The 25,084-nt window shown below is 72.7% G+C and carries 19 protein-coding genes and 1 pseudogene; 5 read left to right on the forward strand and 15 right to left on the reverse strand.

Features of this window, described 5'->3' with window-relative positions:
* Positions 1–152: 152 nt before the first annotated feature.
* Both glgC and pgm read left to right on the forward strand, forming a co-directional pair.
* Positions 153–1,388, forward strand: a pseudogene (gene glgC, locus R6Y94_RS36925) (glucose-1-phosphate adenylyltransferase); the annotation flags it as partial.
* Positions 1,389–1,459: 71 nt separating this feature from the next.
* Positions 1,460–3,106, forward strand: a complete 1,647-nt coding sequence (gene pgm, locus R6Y94_RS36930; RefSeq protein ID WP_318401100.1) for a phosphoglucomutase (alpha-D-glucose-1,6-bisphosphate-dependent) — start codon at positions 1,460–1,462, stop codon at positions 3,104–3,106.
* 39 nt (positions 3,107–3,145) lie between these two features.
* Here the strand turns inward: pgm and R6Y94_RS36935 are convergent, their stop codons facing one another.
* From R6Y94_RS36935 to R6Y94_RS36950, 4 genes are all read right to left on the reverse strand, one after another.
* Entirely contained in the window at positions 3,146–3,589 is a 444-nt protein-coding gene (locus tag R6Y94_RS36935; RefSeq protein WP_318401102.1) for a hypothetical protein, read from the reverse strand.
* 75 nt (positions 3,590–3,664) lie between these two features.
* Positions 3,665–4,933 (reverse strand): type VII secretion-associated serine protease mycosin, encoded by a 1,269-nt coding sequence (mycP, locus tag R6Y94_RS36940; RefSeq protein ID WP_412102969.1) that lies wholly within the window; start codon positions 4,931–4,933, stop codon positions 3,665–3,667.
* Positions 4,934–5,025: 92 nt separating this feature from the next.
* On the reverse strand, positions 5,026–6,459 hold the full coding sequence (locus R6Y94_RS36945) for a hypothetical protein (RefSeq protein ID WP_318401106.1): 1,434 nt from the start codon (positions 6,457–6,459) through the stop codon (positions 5,026–5,028).
* Positions 6,452–6,907: a hypothetical protein gene (locus tag R6Y94_RS36950; RefSeq protein ID WP_318401108.1), complete on the reverse strand. Its 456-nt coding sequence runs from the start codon at positions 6,905–6,907 to the stop codon at positions 6,452–6,454. The genes R6Y94_RS36945 and R6Y94_RS36950 overlap by 8 nt, the downstream gene beginning before the upstream one ends.
* 359 nt (positions 6,908–7,266) lie before the next feature.
* On the opposite strand from R6Y94_RS36950, the gene R6Y94_RS36955 reads away from it, so the two are divergent.
* The gene (locus R6Y94_RS36955; protein WP_318401110.1) at positions 7,267–9,321 is read left to right on the forward strand and encodes a glycerophosphodiester phosphodiesterase family protein; all 2,055 of its coding nucleotides are present in this window, start codon (positions 7,267–7,269) and stop codon (positions 9,319–9,321) included.
* A 64-nt stretch (positions 9,322–9,385) separates the two neighbouring features.
* Here R6Y94_RS36955 and R6Y94_RS36960 read toward each other — a convergent pair whose 3' ends face one another.
* From R6Y94_RS36960 to R6Y94_RS36970, 3 genes are all read right to left on the reverse strand, one after another.
* Positions 9,386–10,510, reverse strand: coding sequence for a DegT/DnrJ/EryC1/StrS family aminotransferase (locus tag R6Y94_RS36960; protein WP_318401112.1), 1,125 nt, complete (start codon positions 10,508–10,510; stop codon positions 9,386–9,388).
* 15 nt (positions 10,511–10,525) lie between these two features.
* Complete coding sequence (locus tag R6Y94_RS36965; RefSeq protein WP_318401114.1) at positions 10,526–11,641, reverse strand: Gfo/Idh/MocA family oxidoreductase; 1,116 nt, start codon at positions 11,639–11,641, stop codon at positions 10,526–10,528.
* A gap of 225 nt (positions 11,642–11,866) precedes the next feature.
* Positions 11,867–13,765, reverse strand: a complete 1,899-nt coding sequence (locus tag R6Y94_RS36970) for a nucleoside-diphosphate sugar epimerase/dehydratase (protein ID WP_318401116.1) — start codon at positions 13,763–13,765, stop codon at positions 11,867–11,869.
* A gap of 325 nt (positions 13,766–14,090) precedes the next feature.
* Here R6Y94_RS36970 and R6Y94_RS36975 point away from each other — a divergent pair, with 325 nt between their 5' ends.
* Entirely contained in the window at positions 14,091–15,479 is a 1,389-nt protein-coding gene (locus R6Y94_RS36975; protein WP_318401118.1) for a hypothetical protein, read from the forward strand.
* Entirely contained in the window at positions 15,476–16,741 is a 1,266-nt protein-coding gene (locus R6Y94_RS36980; protein ID WP_318401119.1) for a hypothetical protein, read from the forward strand. Before R6Y94_RS36975 ends, R6Y94_RS36980 begins: the two co-directional genes overlap by 4 nt.
* Positions 16,742–17,128: 387 nt before the next feature.
* Here R6Y94_RS36980 and R6Y94_RS36985 read toward each other — a convergent pair whose 3' ends face one another.
* The 8 genes from R6Y94_RS36985 to R6Y94_RS37020 all read right to left on the reverse strand — a co-directional run bounded on the left by R6Y94_RS36985 (position 17,129) and on the right by R6Y94_RS37020 (position 24,813).
* Positions 17,129–18,268 (reverse strand): DegT/DnrJ/EryC1/StrS family aminotransferase, encoded by a 1,140-nt coding sequence (locus tag R6Y94_RS36985; RefSeq protein ID WP_318401121.1) that lies wholly within the window; start codon positions 18,266–18,268, stop codon positions 17,129–17,131.
* A complete protein-coding gene (locus tag R6Y94_RS36990) occupies positions 18,265–19,476 on the reverse strand; it encodes a glycosyltransferase (protein WP_318401123.1) in 1,212 nt (403 codons plus the stop codon). Before R6Y94_RS36990 ends, R6Y94_RS36985 begins: the two co-directional genes overlap by 4 nt.
* A 26-nt stretch (positions 19,477–19,502) precedes the next feature.
* The gene (gene gmd / locus R6Y94_RS36995) at positions 19,503–20,516 is read right to left on the reverse strand and encodes a GDP-mannose 4,6-dehydratase (protein ID WP_318401126.1); all 1,014 of its coding nucleotides are present in this window, start codon (positions 20,514–20,516) and stop codon (positions 19,503–19,505) included.
* 80 nt (positions 20,517–20,596) lie between these two features.
* Entirely contained in the window at positions 20,597–21,214 is a 618-nt protein-coding gene (locus tag R6Y94_RS37000; RefSeq protein WP_318401128.1) for a NeuD/PglB/VioB family sugar acetyltransferase, read from the reverse strand.
* Between the two features lie 113 nt (positions 21,215–21,327).
* On the reverse strand, positions 21,328–22,404 hold the full coding sequence (locus tag R6Y94_RS37005; protein ID WP_318401130.1) for a glycosyltransferase: 1,077 nt from the start codon (positions 22,402–22,404) through the stop codon (positions 21,328–21,330).
* Positions 22,401–23,045, reverse strand: a complete 645-nt coding sequence (locus R6Y94_RS37010) for an acetyltransferase (protein WP_318401132.1) — start codon at positions 23,043–23,045, stop codon at positions 22,401–22,403. The genes R6Y94_RS37005 and R6Y94_RS37010 overlap by 4 nt, the downstream gene beginning before the upstream one ends.
* A complete protein-coding gene (locus R6Y94_RS37015; protein ID WP_318401134.1) occupies positions 23,042–23,695 on the reverse strand; it encodes a sugar transferase in 654 nt (217 codons plus the stop codon). Before R6Y94_RS37015 ends, R6Y94_RS37010 begins: the two co-directional genes overlap by 4 nt.
* Positions 23,692–24,813: a DegT/DnrJ/EryC1/StrS family aminotransferase gene (locus R6Y94_RS37020; RefSeq protein ID WP_412102970.1), complete on the reverse strand. Its 1,122-nt coding sequence runs from the start codon at positions 24,811–24,813 to the stop codon at positions 23,692–23,694. The genes R6Y94_RS37015 and R6Y94_RS37020 overlap by 4 nt, the downstream gene beginning before the upstream one ends.
* Positions 24,814–25,084: the final 271 nt, after the last annotated feature.

Genomic DNA, 25,084 nt, shown 5'->3' on the forward strand with positions numbered 1-25,084 from the left:
CCGAGCCGGGGCAGCTCGCTGACCCCCGTCGCGCGCGTCCTCGGCCGACCCGGATCGGTGCCGTGGATCCGGGCGGATCGGGCCGTTGAAGATCTTGCTGGAACGAAGCCGACGAGCCCCGTGCGGCGGGCTGCCGGCTCCGTTACCGTCGGGACATGTCAGCCAAGGTCCTCGCGATCGTCCTGGCCGGGGGAGAGGGCAAGCGACTGATGCCCCTGACCGCCGACCGTGCCAAGCCGGCCGTTCCGTTCGGCGGCATGTACCGCATGATCGATTTTGTGCTGTCCAACCTGGCCAATGGCGGGTTCCTGAAGATAGTGGTGCTGACCCAGTACAAGTCGCACTCGCTGGACCGGCACGTCACCAAGACCTGGCGGATGTCGAACCTGCTCGGCAACTACGTGACGCCGGTACCGGCGCAGCAGCGCCGCGGACCGTGGTGGTTCGCCGGCTCCGCCGACGCGATCTACCAGAGCTTCAACCTGATCAACGACGAGCAGCCGGACTACGTCATCGTGTTCGGCGCCGACCACATCTACCGGATGGACCCCCGGCAGATGCTGGAGCAGCACATCGACTCCGGTGCCGGGGTGACGGTCGCCGGCATCCGGCAGCCGCTCGGCACCGCGGACCAGTTCGGGGTGATCGAGGTGGGGTCGGACGGCCGGCGGATCCAGGCGTTCCGCGAGAAGCCGACCGACGCGAAGGGCCTGCCGGACGCGCCCGACGAGATCTACGCGTCGATGGGCAACTACGTCTTCACCACCAAGGTGCTCTGCGAGGCGGTGGAGACCGACGCGGCCGACCGGGCCAGCAAGCACGACATGGGCGGCAGCATCATCCCGATGCTGGTCGAGCGGGGCGAGGCCAACGTCTACGACTTCCGCGACAACGAGGTGCCGGGCAGCACCGACCGGGACCGGGCGTACTGGCGGGACGTGGGGACGCTGGACTCGTTCTACGAGGCGCACATGGACCTGATCGCCGTACACCCGGTCTTCAACCTCTACAACTACGAGTGGCCGATCTACACCGACCACCCGCCGTGGCCGCCGGCCAAGTTCGTGCACGGGCTGGAGGAGCGGATCGGCCGGGCGGTGGAGTCGATGATCTCCCCGGGAGTGGTGATCTCCGGTGCGCTGGTGGAGAACTCGGTCGTCTCGCCGAATGTCCGGGTGCACTCCTGGGCCCACGTGGAAGGCTCGGTGGTGATGGAAGGGGTGGAGATCGGCCGCCACGCCGTGGTCCGCAACGCCATCCTCGACAAGAACGTGGTGGTGCCGGAGGGCGCGGAGATCGGCGTCGACCTGGACCGCGATCGTGAGCGGTACACGGTCTCCGACCGTGGGATCGTGGTCATCGGCAAGGGACAGCGCGTCGAGCCCTGACCCGCCGGCCACCACCGGCGGAGCCGGCAGCGCCGGTTCCGCGTGCCACACCCGTGTTCGAAGGAGGTCACATGTCGGTACACGCCCGCGCCGGCCAGCCCGCCGAGCCCGACGACCTGGTGGACGTGCCCCGGCTCGTCACCGCGTACTACGCCGAGCGGCCGGACCCGGCCGACCCGGCGCAGCAGGTCTCGTTCGGCACCTCCGGGCACCGTGGGTCGAGCCTGCGGGCGGCGTTCAACGAGCAGCACATCCTGGCGATCACGCAGGCGACCTGCGAATACCGGCGGGACCAGGGCGTCGACGGGCCGCTGTACCTGGCCCGGGACACGCACGCGCTCTCCGAGCCGGCCATGGTGAGCGCGCTGGAGGTGCTGGCCGCCAACGAGGTGACGGTGCTGGTCGACAGCCGGGACGGCTACACCCCGACTCCGGCACTGTCGCACGCGGTGCTCCGGCACAACGCCGGGCGTGGCCACGGGCTCGCCGACGGGATCGTGATCACCCCGTCGCACAACCCGCCTTCGGACGGCGGGTTCAAGTACAACCCGACGCACGGCGGCCCGGCCGACACCGACGCGACGAGGTGGATCCAGGACCGCGCGAACGCGCTGCTGGCCGACGGACTCCGCGAGGTCAGGCGCGTCCCGTACGCCCGGGCGCGCGCCGCCGACACCACCGGCCGGTACGACTTCCTCGCCGAGTATGTCGACGACCTGCCCACGGCACTCGACCTCCCGGCGGTACGGGCCGCCGGGGTGCGGATCGGCGCGGACCCGCTGGGCGGGGCGAGCGTGGCGTACTGGGGCGAGATCGCCGACCGGCACGGCCTGGACCTGACCGTGGTGAACCCGCTGGTCGACCCGGCCTGGCGCTTCATGACCCTGGACTGGGACGGCAAGATCCGGATGGACTGCTCGTCCCCGTACGCGATGGCCTCGCTGATCGCCCGGCGCGCCGACTACCAGGTCGCCACCGGCAACGACGCCGACGCGGACCGGCACGGCATCGTCACCCCGGACGGCGGGCTGATGAACCCGAACCACTACCTGGCGGTGGCGATCTCCTACCTGTTCGGCAACCGGCCCGACTGGTCGGCGGGGGCTGCGGTCGGCAAGACCCTGGTCTCCTCCTCCATGATCGACCGGGTCGCCGCCGACCTGGGCCGGAAGCTGCTGGAGGTCCCGGTCGGCTTCAAGTGGTTCGTCCCGGGGCTGCTGGACGGCTCGGTCGGGTTCGGCGGCGAGGAGAGCGCCGGGGCCTCGTTCCTGGCCCGCGACGGCCGGACCTGGACCACCGACAAGGACGGTATCCTGCTCTGCCTGCTCGCCGCCGAGATCATCGCGGTGACCGGCCGGACGCCGAGCGAACACTACGCCGACCTGGTGTCCCGGTTCGGCGAACCGGCGTACGCCCGGATCGACGCGCCGGCCGACCGGGCCCAGAAGGCGGTGCTCGGGCGGCTCTCCCCGGACCAGGTCACCGCCACCGAACTGGCCGGGGAGCCGATCACCGCCATCCTGACCGAGGCGCCGGGCAACGGTGCGGCGATCGGCGGGCTGAAGGTCAGCACCGAGTCCGGCTGGTTCGCCGCCCGCCCGTCCGGTACGGAGGACGTCTACAAGATCTACGCGGAGTCCTTCCGGGGACCGGAGCACCTCGGCCGGCTCCAGGAGGAGGCCCAGGCGCTGATCACCGAGGTACTCAAGGGCGCCTGACCGGGCCGGGAGCCTCGCGGTGGCAACCCGGACGTCGCGTCAGGCGGTCTCGGGCCACCGGTCACCGGCGTCGAGCCGCTTGCGCAACAGCGCGGCCAGCGGCATCGACTGGCCGTCCGGCCCGCCCTCACCGACGACCAGCTTCGCGGATTGCGGGCGGACAGTCGCACCGGTGAACCGGGCACGCAGGCTGGTCGGCACGGTCAGCAGGTAGAAGTTTCCGGCGTCGTCCACCGCGTGGATCCGGGCGAGGTCCAGGTACCAGCCGGTGAGCTTGGTGCGGTAACGGGTACGGCCGTTGTAGGCGAGTGCGGTCAGTCTGGTCTGCCGCAGCCCCCGCTCCCGGGCCTGCGCGACGAACGCCGCGACGAGCTGCCGGGCCTGCTCGTGCTCCGCGTCCCGGCGATGCTGGTCGGCCAGTGCCCGGGCGGCGACCGCCTGCCGTCGTTGCTCTGCCCAGTCGCCGGACCCGTCCTGCCGCATCTGTGGGACGGTACGCCCACCCCGCGTCCCGACCACGACCGAGCCCTTCGCTCCTCGTCGCGGAAACCGGCTGGGCTATCTGCCCGGCGGCGGTGTGCCAGGGGGTCTCGGCGGGTACGGCGGTCCGGCTGGGCCGTAACCGGGCGGATGGCCGCTCGACGGCGCCGGATATCCGGACGGATACTGCTGTGCGCCCGGTGATCCCGGATATCCCGACGTCGCGGCGGGATGGGGCGGCACCGGGTGCCCAGGAACGGGTGGCACCGCACGGCCCTGTCTCCGGCGTCGGCCACGCACCAGCAACCCGCCGAGTACGCCGGCACCGGCCAACACCACCAGCAGACAGAGCCCGCCGACCACGTACGCGGCGGGACTGAGCCGGAGTTCGGCCGACTCGTCGCCGGGCGGCGGTGCGGCCACGGCCGGTGACGTCGCGTCCGTCGTGGGAGTCGGTCGGGTACCGGGGCTGGGCTGCGCCCCGGCCGGCTCGACGTCAGCGGTCAGCGCCTCGACGAGGTTCAGCACGCCGTGGCCGTACTCGGGATCCCGGCCGCGGACGCCCCGGTCGGTGGCGGTCGCGGTGAGCCGGTGCACCACCTCGGCGGCGGAGAGATCCGGATATTTCGCCCGGACCAGCGCGGCGGCCCCGGCCACGATCGCCGTGGAGTCGCTCGTCCCGGTGGCCGCGCGGTACCCCCCGGTCCGGCTGGTGGAGGCGATGTCCACTCCGGGCGCGACAAGCCCGACCGCGTTTCCGGTGACGCTGACCGGGGCGAGCTTTCCGTCCCGTCCGGTAGCGCCGACGGCGAGCACTCCGGGAAACGCGGCGGGATAGCCGACGAACCCGTCGTCCGGTCGGTTCCCGGCCGCGGCCACCAGCACGACGTCGGCGGCCAGTGCCTCCTCGACCGCCTGCTCCAGGTCGTCGCCGGCACCTGCGGAGAGCGACAGCGACAGCACGCCCGCCTTGCGGCGAACCGCCTCCCGGATCGCCCGTGGCAGGTCGGCGCCGGCACCGTACTCGGTGCGCATCGCGCGGACCGGCAGGATCTTGGCCTCGGGGGCGATCCCCAGTACGCCGTCGGCATTGCCCGGACCGTGCCCGTGCCCCGCGATCAGTCCCGCCATCGCGGTGCCGTGTCCGTCGGTGTCCTGCCGGCCGTCGGTGTCCGCGCCGGTCACGTCGACCCCGGGCAGGACGTTGCCGGTCAGGTCCTTGTGGTCCGCCCGTACCCCGGTGTCGAGCACCGCCACCACGACGCCGGCGCCCTCGGTGACCCGGTGCGCCTGCGCGATGTCGAGCGCCCGCAGGTGCCACTGCCGGTCCCGGGCCGCATCCGCCATCGCCGGCGGCGCGCCGACCAGAGCCACGAGCAGACCGCACAGGGCTGCCGCGCACCAGCGCGGCAGCCCTGTGTGGAACCGGGTGGCTCTGCTCACCGGTCCTTCCCGAGAATTCCGCGACCGGACTCGTGCCGGCTGACGTCCCGGTTGGGCTCGATCTCGGGGGCGACGCCCTGCTCGACCTCCCACGGATTGTCGGGGTCCCAGTGCTTCTGCTCGGACTCCTCCTGATCGCGGCGGGCCCGGGTGCCGCCGCCCGTGCCGGGACGACGGGTACTCGACCTGGCGCCAGCCGGGCCGGCCCCACCAGCTGCGCCGGGGCGGCCACCCTGTGGCCCGATGACGCCACCGACCGGATTGATCCCCTTGGGTACGCCGCCCGAGCGGGGGGCGCCGACGCCGCCCGGTGGCACGCCGACGTTTCCGCTGGGCCGGGCACCGATCACACCGCCCGGCGGCACGCCGGTCGGCACCGTACCGAGCGGGCCGACCTTGCCCGGCACGCCGGGGCCGCGTGGCCCGCTGCCGAGTCCCGGACCGGTGCCCGGTGGGCCGCTGGGACCGGGTGGTACGCCGATGGTGGGCGGGACCGGTGGTACCGGAGCCGGCGGCCCGACCGGCGGACCGGGCGGCACCGGTGTGACGGGCGGGGGTGGCCCGGTGGTCGGCGGGACGACAGCGGTCAGGCTCGGACCGTCCTGCACCGGGTAGGTGGGCGGAGTGAGCTGTTCCGGGGTCAGTTCGGTGTGGATGTCCGGCGGCGGCGTCCCGTCGATGTAGCCGGGGCGGGAATCCTCCTCCTCGCCCCGGCGGCGCGGCGGCGGGTTGACCACGGGTGGCCGGACCGTCCCGTCCGAGTCGTCGTCGAACTCCCGTGCGTTGTCGTCCTTGATGACCGGCGGGGGGATGTACTCCGGCGGTGGCTGGATCCGGCCGCCACCGTCCCGAGCCGCGCCGTCCACCTCCGTCTGTACGGCGCGGGCCCGGGCGACCAGCGCCGCCTGCTGGGCGTCGCTCACCGGCGGATCCGTGAGGAGCGTCATCGCGCCCTCGCCGAGGAAGTCCCCGGCCTTCTGGCCCAGGCTGGTCAGGCCGAAGCGCGATGCGGCGGCTCCGCCTACCGTTCCGCCGACATCGCCGGCCAGTTCCACCTGCCGCTGGTAGTCGGCCAGCTTCCGCTGGTTTTCCAGGTACTCCTTGTGGATCGGCTCCAGCTTGGTCCGCGCCTGCTCGATGGCGTCCGCCACGTGCCCGATGTGCGTAGCGTTGTTCTGGGCCGCGGTCGAGGTCTGGCGGCTCGCCTCGATCAACCGGTCCAGCTCGACCATGTACGCCGCCGAGGCCGCGTTCTGCTCCGGCGGCCACAGCGCGGCGAGCTGGTTGCGGCAGTTCTGCAATCTGGCGGCGTGCCCGCTCAGCATGCTGGACGCCCGCTCCCAGGCCGCCACCTGGTCCCGGCTGGGCTGGAGCTTCTGCTGCGCCGCGTCGACCAGCCGCCACAGGTGCGGGATGTACTCCTCAGCCATTGCCGGTACCTCCCGTCCCGGTAGCGGATCCGGTCGGCTGCGCGGCGGATTCCGGTCTCGTCTGCTCGGTCGGCGGCAGGACCTCGTGCACGTCGCTCACCGTGGCGTGTGCGAACGCGTCGGAGCCGCGGTAGTTGGCGGCGATCCGCTCGGCGGCCTGCGCTACCGCCTGGGTTCCCTGGTCGAGGTTGGACAGCGCCTTGAGGCTGTCCCTGATGCACTCGTCGTAGCGCTCCTGGAGGTGCAGCCAGTCGTCGCCTTCGAGCCGGTCGCCGATTGTCGCGCCCTGCTGCATGGCGTCGTGCACCGGGGGCACCTGGGTGCGGTAGCCCTCCTTGAGTTCCTCACGCATCGCCGCCGCCGCGCTCGCCAGACCGTCGATCTCGACATTGATCTGGCCGATGACCGCAGCGGCTGCCGCGCCGATCGCGCCGGCTGCCGCGCCCACCGATGGACCAACCGGGCTCATCGCAACCCCTCCCCGTGAATGGTTGGGTGACGTGGTCGCGGCTCATTGTAGCTGAAGCACAACGGGCTGTTGTTGTCAAATCGGACAGCGTCGATCGCGAAGTGGACGGTGTGCCCTCCGGTGCGCTGGCCGACCGGTCGGACATCCCCACCGGTTCGCCCGATCCGCCGCCGGCCGTCGACCCCGGTTCACGCCGATGTCGCCCGCTGCACGCCTTCCGGCCGCCGACTGTCGTGATGCTGGCCCCGATCGCCGGGTCAGACCGGCTCGACCTCGACAGCGCACCGGAGGCCCGGTCGACCGGGCTCCGACGCACCACATTGGAACAGGTGATACCGATGTCCCGACGGCGCCAACTGATCGGCGCGCTGCTGGTGACGGCGGCCGTACTGGCCGGGATGCCCAGCGGCGTCCAGGCGGGCGAGCGCCACCGACCGGAGTCCCGGCGGAGTTTCGACCTACAGGCACACCGGGGCGGGCTCGGCCTGCGGGTGGAGAACACCCTCGCCTCGTTCGGCAACGCGCTCCAGCTCGGGGTCCGCACCCTCGAACTGGACGTGCAGGTGACCGAGGACCGGCAGGTCGTGGTCACCCACGACCGTCGGGTCAGCGGTACGAAGTGCGTCGACACCGCCCCGGCCACCCCGAACGACCCCGAGTTCCCGTACGTCGGCAAGTACGTCAACACGCTGACCCTGGCCCAGGTGCGTACCCTCGACTGCGGTACGAAGACGCTGGCCGACAAGCCGGGGCAGCTCGCCGTACCCGGGGCCCGGATGCCGTTGCTGCGCGAGGTCTTCGCGCTGGTGAAGCGCTACCGGGCGGACGACGTCACGCTCAACGTGGAGACCAAGGTGGAGGCCGGCGCGCCGACCGAGACCGCGCCCCGGGAGCAGTTCGTGCAGCTCACCGTGGCCGAGATCCGGGCCGCCGGGCTGGTGAAACAGGTGACCGTCCAGAGCTTCGACTGGGGCGCGCTGATGCGGATGCGTCAGGTCGAGCCCCGGCTGCCGCTGGTCGCGCTGACCAACTACGACTTCCTGCAGACCGGGCAGCCGGGTGCCTCGCCGTGGCTCGGCGGCCTCGACATCGACGACTTCGGCGGCGACCCGATCAGCGCGATCAGGAGCTTCGGTGCCACCGCGTTCTCGCCGGTGCACGGCTTCCCGCAGAACGGCACGGTCACCGACCCGGGCTACCGGCCGTACGTGACCAGGGAGATGGTCGCGCACGCGCACCGCAACGGCATCAAGGTGGTGCCGTGGACGATCGACGACGTGCCGACGATGGCGAAGCTGCTCGACGACGGGGTGGACGGCATCATCACCGACTACCCCGACCGGCTGCGTGCGCTGCTGGCGCAGCGCCGGATCGCGCTACCGAAGGGGTACGCCGCGCCGTTCGACATCCAGGCGCACCGGGGCGGCCGGGCGACGAGGCCGGAGAACACCCTGCCGGCCTTCGCCAACGCGCTCGGCAACCCGGCGATCTCCACACTGGAGCTGGACACCGGGGTGACCCGGGACGGTCACCTGGTGGTGCTGCACGACCGGACCGTCAACGGCAGCCACTGCGAGGACACCGCGCCGGCCTGGCCGGGTGACCGGGCGTTCCCCTACGTCGGCAAGCGGGTGCACGACCTGACGCTGAAGCAGCTCCGGACCATCGACTGCGGCTCGAAGACGCTGCCGGAGCTGCCGGAGCAGGTTGCCGTGCCGGGTGCCCGGATCCCCACCCTGGACGAGGTCTTCGAGCTGGTGCGGCGCAGCGGCCGCCGGGACGTACGGCTGAACGTCGAGACCAAGCTCAGCCCGCTGGTGGCGGACACCGAGCCGTACCGCAGCTTCACCGCGAAGCTGGTCCGGGCGGTCGAGCGGGCCGGCTTCACCGACCGGGTGACGATCCAGTCGTTCGACTGGCGGACCATCACCCACGCCCGGGACCTGAACCGGCGGATCGAGACCGTCGCGCTGGTCTGGCAGTACGGCCCGGCCGAGTGCGCCAGCCTCGCCGACGAGTGCTCGCTCCAGGCGGTCTACGGCGACCCGTCGGTACGCAGCCCGTGGACGGCCGGGCTGGACTGGTGGCGGTACCGGGACCTCGGCAAGCTGGTTCGAGCCTCCGGCGCCGGCACCGTCTCGGCCAACTGGCAGGTGCACGACCCGGCCCAGGACACCGTGCCGTCGGCCGACTGGTACCTGCGGCAGGACCCGGCGTACTTCCACGGCCCGACGGTCGCCGACCTGCAACGCCGGTACGGCCTGAAGGTGGTGCCGTACACCGTGGACGATCCGGCGACGATGCAGCGGGTGATCGACCTCGGGGTGGACGGCATCATCACCGACTACCCCGAGCGGTTGGTGACGGTGGCGATCCGCAACGGCCTGCGCTGAGCTGACGACGGGGACGGGCCCTCCGGACGACGGAGGGCCCGTCCGCACGCCCGCTCGACCGTCCTCAGACCCGATCGAAGTAGCCGCGCACCTCGGCGACGACCGTCTCCAGTTGCTCCTCGGTGAGCTCCGGATAGATCGGCAGGGAGAGGCACTCCCGCGCCCACGCCTCGGTGACCGGCAGGTCGCCGGGCTTGTACCCGAGCGAGGCGTACGCCGGTTGCAGGTGCAGCGGGATCGGATAGTGCACCCCGGCGCCGATGCCGGCGTCGCGCAACTGGGCCAGCAACCCGTCCCGGTGCCGGGTCCGGAGCACGAAGAGGTGGTAGACGCCGCGCCGGTTCGGCAGCTCGGCCGGCAGCATCAGGTCGCCGACCCCGTCCAGCCGGGACCGGTACGCCGCCGCCAGTTCCCGCCGCCGCTGGTTGCCACTGGCCAGCGTGCCCAGCTTGACCGAGAGTACGGCCGCCTGCACGGTGTCCAGCCGGGCCGCGTAGCCGACGGTGAGGTGCTCGTACTTGCTGGTGCGGCCGTGGTCGGAGAGCCTCCGGACGCGCCCGGCGAGGGCCGGGTCGGAGGTGGTGACCGCGCCCGCGTCGCCGAACGCGCCGAGGTTCTTGCCCGGATAGAACGAGAAGCAGCCGATCCGGCCGTACGCCCCGGCCCGGACCACCGATCCGTCGTCCCGGACGTACTCGGCGCCGTGCGCCTGCGCGGCGTCCTCGATCAGCGGCACCCCGGCGGCCGAGGCGAGCGCGCCGATCGCGGTCAGGTCGACCGGCAGGCCGTAGAGGTGCACCGGGAGCACCGCCCGGACCCGGTCGACGACCGACTTCAGCGCGTCCGGGTCCATCCCGCCGGTCTCGGCGTCCACCTCGACGAAGCGCGGCCGGGCACCCAGCCAACTCACCGGCTCGGCGGTGGCGACGAAGGTGTGCGCCGGCACCGCCACCTCGTCGCCGGGCCCGATCCCGAGCGCGGCCAGGCTCAGGTGGATCGCGGCGGTGCCGGAGGCGACCCCGACCGCATGGGTGGTGCCGCAGAAGGCGGCGAACTCCGACTCGAACTCGCCGACCTCGCGGCCGAGGATGAACCGGGTGTCCTCGACGACCGCGCGGATCGCCGCGTCGATCGCGTCCCGGTGCCGGTGGTGGGCGGCGGCCAGGTCGACCAGGGGAATTCGGGGCATCTCAGCCTCCTGTGGTCAGTGCGCGGCGGTGGTCAGGTCGGGGTGCGGGCCGTCGGGGTGCAGGCCGTCGGGCTGCGGGCGTCGGCCGGGCGTCCCGGCGGCGTCCACCGGGCCGGCGACGGGCGGCACCGGCACCGTCGCGCCGCCGGCCCGCAGCGAGGCGTCGGCGGCCTCCAGCACCGCCACCACCCGGGCGCCGTTCCAACCGTCCGTCCGGGGGCGTGCCCCGGTGCGGACGCAGTCGAGGAAGTGCCGCAACTCCAGGCTGAGCGGTTCCGCCGGGGAGAGCACGGGTACGTGCACCGCGTCGTCGCGCAGCCGGTAGCGCCGCACGCCGTCCCCGGCCGGCTCCAGCGGTTCCGCTCCCTTGTCGTGCACGGTGAGCCGGGCGTCGGTGTTCAGGTCGTCGTAGACCAGCATCCGCCGGGTGCCGACCACGGTGGTGCGCCGGGTCTTGGCCGGGTCCAGCCAGCTCACGTGCATGTGCGCCACCACGTCCCTCGGATAGCCGACGGTGACGAACGTGACGTCCTCGACGCCGTCGTGCAGGTAGCGACCGCCCTGCGCGGCGACCCAGCACGGCTCCGCGCCGAGCAGGTAGTTGGCGATCGAGACGTCGTGCGGCCCGATCGACCAGAAGGTGTGCAGGTCGTTCTGGATCCGGCCCAGGTTGAGCCGCTGGGAGTGCAGGTAGAGGACATCGCCGATCTCGCCGGACCGGATGTAGTCGCGCATCCGCTCGACCGCCGGGACGTACTCGAAGGTGTGCCCGACCATCAGCACCAGGCCGTACCGGTCGGCCGTCTCGGCCAGCGCGACCGCGTCGGCGACCGACGTCGCCAGCGGCTTCTCGACGAAGACGTGCTTGCCGGCGGCCAGCGCCCGGCGGGCCAGCGGCGCGTGGCTCGGCGCCGGAGTGGCGATCAGGACCGCCCGGACCTCGTCGTCGCCGAGCACCGCGTCCAGGTCGCCGGTGGCGCGCACCCGCGGGTAGCGCTCGGTGGCCGCCTGCCGCCGTTCGGGGCTGGCGTCCACCAGGTAGCGCCACCGGTCTCCGGCCAGCTTGTCGAGGTTCCGGGCGAGGTTGGCGCCCCAGTAGCCGAAGCCGATCAGGCCGAATTTCTCGGTCACGGTGGTGTCTCCAGGAGATCGGTGACTGTGGAAACCGTCGCCGAACATCGCACGGGTATTTCTGCGACGCGAATTCCGTTCGGCGAGGATCACTCGCTGCCGGCGGTTTGGAAAAGTGTCGACAGGCGGGTGACGCTGGCCACCGGAAGCCCGGCGGCAATTCCCCGAAATCCTGCTACGGCCCGGCGGCGACCCGCCAGCGGCGTGTCCAATTCCCGACCGGCGTCACGTCGAACGGGACGAGGAGGGGCGAGCGTTTCGGGTATTCGGCACCAGCGCCACGGGCGGGTTGGGCTGGTCCGGCTGGCCGCAGAGCCAGGCAAGGCGTTCGATCACCTTCTCCGGTTCGTCGAACGGGTCCAGACCGGTCACCTCGGTCGGGTTCAGCGGCGGAACCGACACGTGCGAGACCAGCGGGTGCAGCGGCCGTACATCGAGTTCGCCGTCACCGAGCAGTTCCTCGTGCAGCTTCTCGCCGGGCCGCAGACCGGTGTAGACGATCCGGGGCTGACCCGGTACCTGCGCGGCGAGTTGCCTGGCCAGGTCGTCGATGCGTACCGGGGCGCCCATGTCGAGCACCAGCGCCTCGCCGTCCCGCCCGATCGCCGCCGCCTGCAGGACCAGTTGCACCGCCTCGTGCACGCTCATCAGGTAGCGGGTGACGTCGGGGTGCGTGACGGTGACCGGCAGTCCGGCGTCGATCTGTGCCCGGAACGCGGTCACCACGGATCCCCGGCTGCTCAGCACATTGCCGAACCGTACGCTGAGGAATGTGCCGGGGCTGTTCGCGGCGGCGTACGCGGTCAGCCGTTCGGTGATCCGCTTGGAATAGCCGAGTACGCTGATCGGGTTCGCCGCCTTGTCGGTCGAAATGTTCACGAACCTGGCCACGTCCCGGGCGGCATTCAGGACCGACAGCGTACCCCAGATATTCGTCTTGATCGCCTCACCGGGATGCCGCTGCAACAGCGTGAGGTGTTTGAGTGCGGCGGCGTGGAAAATGATGTCCGGACGCCGCTCGCGAATAATCCGCGAGATTCCCTCGCTGTCCCGCAGATCGGCCAGGATCAGCTCCGGCCCGTCCAGCAGGGCCCGGCCGGTGACCGACAGTTGGAGGCTGTGCAGCGCCGACTCGTCCCGGTCGAGCATCATCAGCTCGGCCGGGTCGGCCCGGAGGATCTGCCGGCACAGTTCGGCACCGATCGAGCCGCCGGCGCCGGTGACCAGTACCCGCTGCCCGGTCAGCGCCGAGTCGGCGGTGACCAGGGCGGCGGCCACCTGGCGGCGCCCCAGCAGGTCGTCGATCTCCACGTCACGTACGTCGGCGACGCTGATCCGGTGGTCGACCAGCTCGGAGACCGGCGGCAGCACCTTGAAGTCGGCGCCGGCCTGCAGGGTCGCGGCCCGGATCTCGCGGATCAGCTCGGCGTCCGCGTTCGCCACCGAGAAGATCACCGTGGTGGCACCGGTCTGCGCGACCGCCTCCCGGATCTCCCGGCGGCCGCCCAGCATCCGGACGCCGTCGATTCGCAGGTTCCGCTTGTCGGGGTCGTCGTCGAGCAGTCCGACCGGCAGATAACTGCCCTGTGGGTCGGTGACCAGGGCGTGCAGCAGGCCCTGACCGGCCGAGCCGAGGCCGAACAGCAGCACCGGGGTCGCCGACCGGGTGTCCGGGCGCAGCCAGCGGTTCTGGCGGTGCCGGTACGCGACCCGGACGCAGACCATCAGCAGCAGGGCCACCGCCGAGCCGACCAGCGGGGTACTCGCCGGGACCGGCCGGTCCGGCTGCGCGATGTCGGCCAGGAACACCAGGATCGCGGTGCAGGCCACCGTGACCGAGAGGGCGCGCAGGTCCGGCAGGCTGCCCAGCGGATGCCGGCCCAGATAGCGGCGGCCGACGGAGGCGATGGTGGCGTGCAATGCGGCGGCGAGGACGCCGACGGCGAGCGCCCGGACGAGCTGGCTCGTGGTCAGGGCGAACTCGTATCTGGTCCAGGCGCCCGAGCCGAAGCCGATCGTCCAGGCCGCGGTGTCGGTGACCAGGAGTGCGGCCCTGCCCAGAGCGGGCTGCCTGCGGCGGAGGGGCGACGGGCTCTCGGTCGTGGCGGCGGCGCTGGGCGGCATGGAGCCTCCTGGTGTACTGATGCGAGCGGTATTCGGGCAGCTCAGCGGGAACTCCCGGCAGGTAAACCAGACTTAGTCCCTTGTTGGGGCCTAAGGGGCCACTTTCACGTTTTTCGTGCCTCTGACGGCTTTTGCGGCGACCCCCCGGCGAGGTCGAGCGCCGAGCCCGCCGGCACCGAGCCTTCACCAGGGCGACGAGCCGAGTACCGCGTCGGAGACGTACTGGAGGCGGGAGGGCGCGTGACGGTTGTGCGACGGCCTCGTTGACCCTGGTGGCCACGGGGGCGTCGACCCCGGTGGTCATGCCGGGACCGGGAGGGGACAGATGGAGCTCGTCACCTCTCCACGAAGGGGTGACCGGTACGCCCCGCTCGGCCGGCCCGGCCGGCAGCGCCGATCCGGGTCCTCGGCACCTGCGCGCCCCGAGGGGGTCCGCACCGGGCCGGCCCGGCCGCCGCAGGCCCGTACCCGGCTGGTCCGGCTGCTCCAGCGCTATCCGGTCAGTACGCTGCTGCTGGCGCCGTACCTGGTCCTGGTCCTGCCGATGGCCGTCCTGCACCGCAACCCCGACCTCGGGTTCGTGCTCAGGCTGCTGGCCCTGGCCCTGGCCGCCTCGCTGCTGGTCGAGACGGTGCTGGTGCCGCAGGGCAGGCCGGGGCGGGGTCGGACCGCCGACATCCCGGGCCGGCAGACCTTCGCCGAGGCCAACTCCGGGTACCCGAAGCTCTTCCTCGTCGCCCGTGCGGTGGCCGTGGTCAGCATCGTCGCGGACCTCGTCGGCGGGTACGCCGGCCGGGGAAGCATCTTCGCCCAGGTCGCCGGTGCCCAGGTGGCGTCGCCACTGGTGAACGTGGTGGCCCTGGTCTCCGGCTGGAAGTACCTCGCCGTCGCGCTCCTGATCGCCAGCTTCCACGGTGGCCAGGCCCGGCTGGGCAGCCTCTACCGGTGGATCGCCGCGCTGCTCGGGGCGCAGGTTCTGCTGGTGTTCCTGACCGCCATCTCCGCTCCGCTCGTCGGATACCTCACCTTCGTGATGGCGGCCGGTGCGATCTGCGGAGTGATCCGGGTCCGATACGTGCTGGTGGTCGCCGTGCTGCTCTTCCTGGCCTGGCCGACGTTGTTCGCGGTACGTAACGCGATCCGGCAGGAGAACGGCGTCAAGGTCGCCAGCGACGTGAGCGCCGCGGAACGGCTCCGGTTCGACCAGCAGATCGGCCGGGCCAGCGCGTACGACGCACCGGTGGACCTCGGGCAACCCGGCCCTATCGCCTATCTCCGGTACGGCTTCGTGCCCCGGATTCTCGACCCGGGCCGGGCACCGCTGGCCACCGGGGCGGCGATCAACCGGTTCCTCGGCGGTAGTGACAAGTCCTCGTTCAACTTTCTCACCCTGGGGACCGTCTACTTCGTCGATGGCCGGGCCGGAGTGGTCGTCTTCTACGGCGGCTGGGCGCTGGTCGCCGGGCTGCTGCTCCGGGTGCGCGGGGCGCCCGGACCGCTGCGGTTGAGCCTGTTCTGTTTTGTGGTGGCCGGACCGCTGGTCTGGTTGAACGGCCACCCGGAGTCGACGATCGCGGCGACCCAGAACACGGTGGCGGCCGCGCCGGTCTTCCTGGTGCTGCTGCTGACCCGGCGTAGTCCGCCGGACCGACCGGTGCCGCCACATCCGGCCGGCCGGCTGCCGGTGTCCCGGGCCGGTCGAGCGCACAGGTGAGCGTCCGGTCCGGCTGGCGGGCGACGCCGCGGGTGACGCGCTGCCGGATCCTCTCCGGTGGGCGGGCCCCGACCGCCGTGGTCGTCACCGCCACGTCCAGCCTCGGTAACCTGCTGCTCTCCGTCACCGTGGCCCGCGGCGGATCCCTGAGCGAACTGGGCCGGTACTCGTTGGCATTCTCGCTGTACGTCCTGGTCTCCGGCCTGGCCCGGGCCATGGTCACCGAGTCGGTGCTGGCCGATCCGGACCGGCGGGACCCGGATCCGTTCCGCCGGTCCACCCGGCGGATCTGCCTGCTCGGCGGCGCGGCCGGGGTGCTGGCCGGCACAGCCGGAGCACTGGCCGGGAACCGCTACCTGGTCGTCGTCGGCCTGGCGCTGCCCGGCCTGGTGCTCTACGACTACGTCAAGGCGTACGGCCTCGGCGTGGCCGACCCCCGTCGGATCCTCCGCTACGAACTGCTCTGGACGTTGGCCAGTGGGGTCGGCGCCGGGCTGGCCCTGACCGGCCGGATCGGCGCCTCGACCGCCTTCGTGGTGTGGGCCGGCTCGGGGGCGTTGGTCGGCTACCTCGGGGCGGCCCGGCGGCGCTGCGCGCTGCTACCCGGCTGGCCGGTCGGGCGCGCCGAGACCCGGAACGCGCTCGCCTTCGGCCTGCACTTCCTGGTTGGCTCCGGGACCGCGCAGCTCGCCACCGCCACCCTCGCGGCAGTGGCCGGCACGGCAGTGGTCGGCGCGCTGGGCGGGGCGAAGACCGCGCTCGGCCCGATCACCCTGCTGATCGGCGCCAGCTCCGCACTGCTGATTCCGTACCTCGCCCGGGCCAGTGAGGCCGAGCCACGGATCCGGCTCCGCTCGGCGGCCCGGGTCGCCGCCGCCATCATCGTGCTGGTCGGGCCGCTCGCGCTGGTCCTGCCCGCCCTGCCGGATCTCGTCGGCCGGGCGCTGCTCGGCGCGAACTGGGAGTTCGCCCGTCCGTTGCTGCCCGCGCTCGCCGTCGAGAGCGTCTTCATGGTGGCCACCATGGTCGCCTCCGCCGGACACCGGATCGAGCGGGCCGGCGCCCGTACGCTGCTCCTCGGGGCGGCCCTCGCGCCGATCCGGGTCGGCGCGATCGTCGGGGCCGGGCACCTCTTCGGTGCGCCGGGAGCGGCCTGGGCGATGGTCGGGGTCGCGTGCTGCGCCGCAGCCGGCTGGTGGTGGAGCTACCACTCGCTGCTGCGAGCCCGGGACCGGGCCGAACCGGTACTGGAACCGGCCTGAGCCGAACCCGCGCGCCGGCCCGGACTCGGTGCTACCTGGTGCCGGCCCGGACTTCGTGCTACCTGGTGCCGGCCCGGACTTCGTGCTACCTGGTGCCGGCCCGGACTCCGTGCTACCCGGTGCCGGCCCGGACTACATGTCGACGGAGACTGTCGAGCTGCCTCGCCTGTGCGCCCGCTCGTTCCGGGTGGTGGTGCCCCGTCTGCGCACCCAGCTCGACAGGCGGCCAACCGAGCACCTCAGGTGTCCGGCCTCGGCAGGGCGAGGACGTGGTCGCCGGCACACGCTCCGCGTCCAGCCTCCGCTGCGGCCCGTGCCGGGCTTCCGCTGCGCGACCAGCGGCGACCCGGCGGCGGTCCGGAGGTGGTCAGGCAGGTTCGGAGGTGGTCAGGCAGGTCCGGCGGTCGACAGCCGGGCCAGCGCGGTGCGCACCCGGTCGGCGATGTCCAGCACCTCGGGGTCGGTGAGGTCGGCATAGGTCGGCAGGTTGATGCCGCGCCGGCTCAGGTCGGCGGTGACCGGAAAGCCACCGTCCCGGTCCGACCGGTACGGCGGCAGGTCCGGGATCGGCACGAAGAACGGTCGGGTCTCGACGCCGAGCCGGTCCAGTTCCGCCGCCAGGCGGTCCCGGAGTTGACCGTCACCGGCCGGGCCGACCAGGAAGGACGCCATCCACGGGGCACGCTCGACGCCGACCGCGACCGGCTGCGGCGTCAGCGCGTCGAGATCCGCGAACGCCTTCTCGTACGTCGCCACGATCTGCTGCCGGCGCTGCACCATCGCCGTACCGCGCTCCAGTTGGGCGCAGAGCAGGGCGGCGGCCAGGTTGGTGAGCCGGTAGTTGAAGCCGACGACCGGGAAGTAGTAGCGCCGCCGCGGATCCATCCCCTGGTTGCACAGCAGCCGCATCCGCTCGGCCAGTGCCGGGTCGAAGGTGGTGACGCAGCCGCCCTCGCCACTGGTCAGGATCTTGTTGCCGAAGAACGAGAAGGTGGTGACGTCGGCCAGCGCGCCGGCGCCGGTACCGCCGAGCCGGGCTCCGAAGGACTCGGCCGCGTCGCCGACCAGCAGAATGCCGTGCGCGGCGCAGACCTCCCGGAGCCGGGGGTAGTCGGCCGGATGCCCGTACAGGTCGACCGCGAGTACCGCCTTGGTCCGTGCGGTGATCGCGGCGTCGACCCGGTCGACGTCGAGGCACCAGGTCGCCGGGTCGACGTCCACGAAGACCGGCCGGGCGCCGCAGTAGGTGACCGCGTTGGCGGTGGCCACGTAGGTCAGGGCCGGGACGATCACCTCGTCACCCGGGCCGATCCCGGCGGCGGCGAGCACCAGGTGCAGGGCGACCGTGCCGTTGCCGGTCGCCACCGCGGTCGGGGTGCCGCAGCGGGCCGCGAACTCCGCCTCGAAGCGGCGCAGGTACGGCCCCTGCGAGGAGACCCAACCGCTGCGCAGGGCGTCCAGGACGTACGCCTCCTCCAGTTCGGTCAGGGACGGCCGGGCGACCGGATAGCGCAGTGCGGGGTTCATGACGGGCTGCCTCCGACGGCGTCTGCGTTCAGGAACGACGACTGGGGGACCGGGCCGGAGCGGCCGCCGGCCACCCAGTCGAGTACCGCGGCGTAGTCCCGGGCGGTCTGCACCCAGGTACGCGTCGCCAGCCGGTCGGCCGCGCGCCGGGAGGCCGCCGCGTACCGGGGGCGGTCGGCGAGCAGCCGGCGGACGGCTGCGGCGATGGAGTCCGGGTCGTGCGGATCGAAGTAGCAGACCTCGGCCCCGGCGAACTCGACCTGGGCGCGCAGCGGCTCCACGTCGGCACAGGCCACCGGCAGGCCCCAGCTGAACGCCTCGAAGATGGCGCCGCTGGCCGCCTCCCACAGCGACGGGACGACCACGGCGGTGGCCCGGACGTAGAGCTGCTCCAGCGCCGGCACCGGCACGAAGCCGGGGAAGGCGACCCGGGTACGCAGCTCGGCTGCTGCGGCGCGGGCGGCGAGCTGCCCGGCCTGCGGCTCCACCAGCGGCCCGGGGCAGACGAGCCGGAGTTCCGGCAGCCGGGCGAGCGCCTCCAGCAGGTTCAGGTGGTTCTTGTGCGCCGCGGTCGAGGAGGGATAGAGCAGCAGCCCGGGATCGGGCTCCGCCGCCGCCCCGGCCGGGCGGGCGTGGAAGACCGGCAGCGGGATCAGCGCCGTCTTCGCCGCGACCTCCGGGAAGATCCGCAGGAGCTGCTGGTACGGGTGTGGCCAGGAGGCGACCAGGGCGTCCGCCTCGACGATGTTCCGGGCGAAGATGTCGGTGATCGGCGCGGAGTCGCAGTCCAGGTGGAACCGTCGCATGTCGTGCATCACCACCACCGAGCGGCGGGCCCGGGCCGGCACGCCACCGAACGGATAGAGCGTGACCCGGTCGTCGTCCGCCGCCACCGGGTTGGCCCGGCTGCGCAGCCCGGTGAGCAGGCGGTGGGCCAGCGGCGCGGACCGGAGTTGCCGGGGCAGCACCCGGCGCAGCCCGCCGCCGAGCCGGGCGTCGGCCCGGAGCGGCTGCCGGACCTCGGTCCAGCGCACCCGCGCGTCGTCGGGCACCTCGCGTCGCCAGCTCTGCCGGGTGCCCTGGACGATGGTCACCTCGATCCGGTGCGCCTCGTCTGCGGCGAGTCCGCGGAGCAGGCCGTAGGTGAAGGCCTCCACTCCGGCCGAGTGTCCGGGCAGGATGGCGCTGCCGTCGATCCTGATGTCCATCTGGTCGTCCCTTCCGGCGGGCCCGGTTACCGGTCCACCCGGACCAGCCGGCCCGTGCGCTCGTCCTCCAGCAGTTGCCGGTCGGCGTCGACCATGATCCGGACCAGGTCGGCGAAGAGCGTCTTCGGCGCCCAGCCCAGCTTCCGGCGGGCCTTCGTGGCATCGCCGATCAGCGCGTCCACCTCGGACGGCCGGTAGTACGCCGGGTCGATCGCCACGTACTTCTCCCAGTCGAGGCCGGCGTGGGAGAAGGCGGCGGTCACGAACTCCCGTACGGTGTGCCCGGTGCCGGTGGCCACCACGTAGTCGTCGGGTTGGTCCTGCTGGAGCGCGAGCCACATCGCCTCGACGTACTCGGGGGCGTAGCCCCAGTCCCGTACCGCGTCGAGGTTGCCGAGGTAGAGCTTGTCCTGCATGCCCGCCTCGATCCGGGCGATCGCCCGAGTGATCTTGCGGGTCACGAAGTTCTCGCCCCGCCGGGGACTCTCGTGGTTGAACAGGATGCCGTTGGCGGCGTACATGCCCCACGCCTCCCGGTAGTTCACCGCCGCCCAGTAGCCGAAGACCTTGGCGCAGGCGTACGGGCTGCGCGGGTGGAACGGGGTGCTCTCCCGCTGCGGCGGCGGGGTGGCACCGAACATCTCCGACGAGGACGCCTGGTAGTACCGGCAGTCCAGCCTGGCGGTCCGGATCGCGTCGAGCATCCGGATCGCGCCCAGCCCGGTGATGTCGGCGGTGTAGTTGGGAATCTCGAAGGAGACCCGGACGTGGCTCTGCGCGCCGAGGTTGTAGACCTCGTCGGGGCGGATGTCCCGGAGCAGTCCGGTCAGCGCCGCCGCGTCGGACAGGTCGCCGTAGTGCAGGAACAGGTGCGCGTCCGGATCCCGGGGGTGCAGGTCGATCCGTTCGATCCGCTCGGTGTTGAAGCTCGACGACCGGCGTTTCAGCCCGTGTACGACGTAGCCCTTGCCGAGCAGGAGTTCCGCGAGGTAGCTCCCGTCCTGCCCGGTGATCCCGGTGATCAGCGCGACTTTCGGCATCGTCTGCCCTCTCGGAGTTGCGGTCCGCGACCGGCCCGGAGCGCGACCGGCCTGCGGATTCCTCGGTGATCTGTGGAAACTCAGTGGTCTCGCCGCTCCATCGGCCGGGCCGGCACCCCGACCACCACGGCGCCGGCCGGCACGTCCCGGACCACCGCCGCACCGGCTCCGACCATCGCCCCGGCGCCCACCGAGATCCCGTCGATCACCGTCGCGCCGGCGCCGACCGTCGCCCCCGCCCCGATCCGGGCGGAGCCGGCGACGGTGCAGCCGGGCAGCAGCGTGGTGAAGTCGGCGAGGACGGCGTCGTGCCCGACGCTGACGTTCGTGCTGACGTGCACGTGCCGGCCGGTCACGATGTCGGCGGTGAGCACGGCCCCGGGCCAGAGCACGGTGCCCGGGCCGAGTTCCACGGCCGGGCCGACCACCGCCGCCGGGTGCACCAGTCGGGCCGGGGTCCGCCGGTACGGGCCGAGCTGCCCGTCGAGCCGGGTCCGCACCGCGCCCGAGCCGACGCCGAGCACGTACCGGACGCTGTCGTCGGCGTCCCGCAGCCAGTCGTCCGGGCCGAGCCAGTCGACCGGCAGCCGGGCCAGGTCCGCCGCGCGGCGCGGGCCGAGACAGCCCAGCAGCTCGTAGCCGCCGGCCGCCTCGGCGATGGCGAGTATCTCGCGGGCATGTCCGGAGGTGCCCAGCACGACCAGTGCACCTGTCCGGACCTCCCGTCGCGGTCCGTCGTGGCCGCGGGCGGAAGCCGGGGTGGACGCGCGGCGCTGTCCGGGTTGCGAAAGGTCCAGTCCGGCGCCGTCCCTCATCGGCCGCTCCCGGCACGGACGTCGGAACCGAGCAGCCAGCCGAAGTAGCCGGCCCGGTCGAACGGAGCGGGGTCGGCGGACACCGGCTCCCGGATCCGGCTCAGCGCCGCCGCCAGGCTCTCCGGATCGTCCGGCTGGTACGGCAGCAGCGCCCGGCCCGCGACCTCCCGGGCCTGCGCGGTGTCCGGTGCGATGATCGGGATTCCGCTGGCCCGGGCCTCGGCCAGGGGATAGCCGAACGACTCCAGCGAGGACGGATAGAAGACGGCGGTGGCCCGGCGCCAGTACCCGAGGAGCTGGTCGTGCGGGACCACCCCGATCGCCCGGAGCGCCGGATGGGCCGTCACGTCCGGCGGCAGGTCATCGGGGCGGGCGGTGACCCGGATCTCGATGCCGCCGGCCTCCGGACCGCCACCCCGCCCGGCCGGGCCGGGCCCGCTGCGACCCAACGTGTCGAGCAGCATCCGCAGTTGCGGGACCAGGTTCTTGTAGCCGGCGGCGACCACCGGGACGAGCAGGAAGGTCCGGTCGTCCGGGGCCCACGCGTCGACCGGGGTCACCGGATGCGGTCGTACCACGATCCGGTCGCGTACCGCCGGGATGTGCCGGACGACCCGTTCGGCCATCGCGCCGCACGGCACGACGACGAGGTCGGCCCGGTGCAGCAGGAGGCGGATGACCGGGATCTGGGCCCGGAAGGAGCGGGGCAGCCGGCCGAGCAGGTGCTCCTCGTCGGGGTAGAGGAAGTGCAGGGCGTTGCGCAGCAGCACCCGGCGCTCGTCGCCGGCGTACCCGAACGAGACGTTGTTCGGCGCGACCACCAGCCGGGCGCGCCGGACCAGCCGCTCCCGGCTCAGCAGCCAGCCGGGGCTGATCCGCTGCCCCCGGCCGATCACCCGGGGCCGCCCTGGCACCCCGGAGAGGTACGCGTCCAGCTCGCCCCGCCACCGGGCGGCTCCGCCCCGGTCCCCGCCGGCCGCGTCCAGCACGACGTCGTCGAGGTCGGCCGGTCGGGCCGGTCCGTCGGCGCCGCTCCGTTGGTTCGGGATACCGCTGCCCGTCGTCGCGGTCATCGCGCCGGTACCCCCTTGACCACCGTGCCGGCCGGCACGTCCCGGACCACGCAGGCGCCCGCGCCCACGGTGGCATTCCGACCCACCCGCAATCCCTGGAGTACGGCCGCGGTCGTCCCGACCAGCACTCCGGTCTCGAGTACGCAGTTGCCGGAGATCGCGGCCAGCGGGTTCACCGACACGTGGTCGGCCAGCACGCTGTCGTGGCCGACGGTGCAGTTCTGGTTGAGGTGCACGTGCCGGCCGAGCCGTACGTTGGTGGTGACCCGGGCGCCGGCGAAGACCACCAGCCCGTCCCCGGCCACGGTGTCCGGGCCGACGGTCGCGTCCGGGTGCACCAGTGCGGGGGCCGGCAGGCCGTATCCGTCGATCCGGTCCGCGACGGTGCGCCGGATCCGGGGGTCGCCGATGCCGAGCACCACGGCGGTGCCCGGTGACGCCTGCCGCAGCTCCTCGACCGGGCCGAGGTACGGCACGTCGAGCCGGTGGACCAGCTTGAGACTCGGCTCGGCGGGGTGGTCGTCCACGAAGCCGACCACCCGCCAGCCGGGGGCCCGGCCGGTGGCGATGATCGCCCGGACGATGCCGAACACCTCCCGGCCGTGGCCGCCGATGCCGACGACCACCAGATCGGTGCTCACGAGTCCGCGCCCCGGCCCGGACCCGGCTCGGCGCCGACGCGTCGGCTGCCGGTGAACTCCGGCATGGTCGGGCTGCCCGGCGCGCTGATCCCCTGCCGGCGCAGCACCTGGCGCACGGTCTCCAGCAGGATCCGCAGGTCGAGCGCGAGGCAGCGGCCGTCGACGTACTCGACGTCGTAGCGGAACTTCTCCTCCCAGCTCAGCGCGTTGCGGCCGCGTACCTGGGCCAGGCCGGTGATGCCGGGCCGCACCTCGTGCCGGCGGGCCTGTTCCGGGGTGTACAGGTCGAGGTAGCCGACCAGCAGCGGGCGCGGCCCGACCAGGCTCATGTCGCCGCGCAGCACGTTCCACAGCGTCGGCAGCTCGTCCAGGCTGGTCGCCCGAAGCCAGCGACCGAGCCGGGTCAGCCGGTCCGCGTCGCTGGTCCGGCCGGGGGAGACCGGTCGCATGGTGCGGAACTTGCGCAGCTCGAAGAGCCGGCCGTCCCGGCCGGGCCGGTTCTGCCGGAACAGCACCGGGCGGCCCAGTGCCAGCGCCACCGCGGCGGCGCAGCCGAGCAGGGCGGGGGAGAGCAACACGAGCAGCACGGCCGCGACCAGCATGTCGAGGACGCGCTTGCGTCGGTCGTACCGCCGGTGGCGGGTAGTCACGCTCGGGCCTCCAGGAAGCTCGCGATGGCGTCCAGCACCCGGTTGGCCTGCGCTTCGGTCAGGCCGGAGCCGCTGGGCAGGGTCAGGCCGTCGGTGAAGAGCCGCTCCGCGGCGCCGGTGATCGCCCCCACCGTCCCGGCGAATGCCGGTTGCAGGTGCATCGGCTTCCACACCGGACGGGTCTCGATCCGCGCCGCGTGCAGGTGTGCGGCCAGTTCGCCGGCCCGCCAGCCGGCGGTGGCCGGGTCGACGACGACGGTGGTCAGCCAGCAGTTGATGCCGGTGTCGCCCTCGGCGAGCAGTCGTACCCCGGGCGCGGCGGCGAAGAGTTTGGCGTAGCGTTCCCGCAGCTCGCGGCGGCGGGCAAGCATCCGGTCCAGCCGGCGTAGCTGGGCCCGGCCGACGGCGGCCAGCAGGTTGCTGAGCCGGTAGTTGTAGCCGATCTCGGTGTGTTCGTAGTGCGGCACCGGTTGCCGGGCCTGGGTGGCCAGGTAGCGGCACCGGTCGGCGAGGGTGCCGTCGTCGGTGACCAGCATGCCGCCGCCGGAGGTGGTAATGATCTTGTTGCCGTTGAACGAGAAGACGCCGGCCTGGCCGAAGGCACCGGCCGGCCGTCCGGCATGGCTGGCGCCGAGCGCCTCGGCCGCGTCCTCCAGCACCGGCACCCCGGCGGCCGCGCAGACCGGGGTCAGCCGGGTGTAGTCGACGCAGGCGCCGAACATGTCCACCGGAATCACCGCCGCGACGTCGCGTCCGGCGGTGCGCAGCTCGTCGAGGAGCGCTGCCAGCAGCGGCACGTCGACGTTTCCGGTCGCCGGGTCGCAGTCGACGAAAACCGGCTCCGCGCCGGTGTAGACGACCGCGTTCGTCGTGGCCACGAAGGTCAGGGTGGGCACCACCACTGTCCGGCCGGGCCCGGCACCCAGGCCGAGCAGGCCGAGGTGCAGTGCGGCCGTACCCGAACTGAGCGCCACCGCGTGCGCGGTGCCGGCCCGGGCGGCGACCTCGCGCTCGAAGGCGTCGACCTCGGGCCCGAGCGGCGCGACCCAGCCGGACCGGAGCGCCCGGATCAGGTACGACTCCTCCAGCGGCCCGACGTCCGGCGGGGAGAGCAGCACCGGGTCGGGTGAGCGGGACGTGTCCGGCGGGCTGCCCGGCTCCGGCGACGGCGCGCGTTCAGAAAGATCCACAGGTGGGGGCCCTCCAGAGCCGGAACAGCAAGCTGACCGCAAGTGTTCTATCAGACTGATAGGACAGAAGTAAGTATCAAGAGATATATGAATAAAAATTCAGTAATAACCACATCAGATAAGCATTGTTCGGTACGCGTGACTTGCCGGCCCTCCCGTCGTTGACGGAGGTGGCACACCAGACACCAACGGTCCGGAC

Source organism: Plantactinospora sp. KLBMP9567, assembly GCF_033446045.1.
Lineage (GTDB): Bacteria > Actinomycetota > Actinomycetes > Mycobacteriales > Micromonosporaceae > Plantactinospora.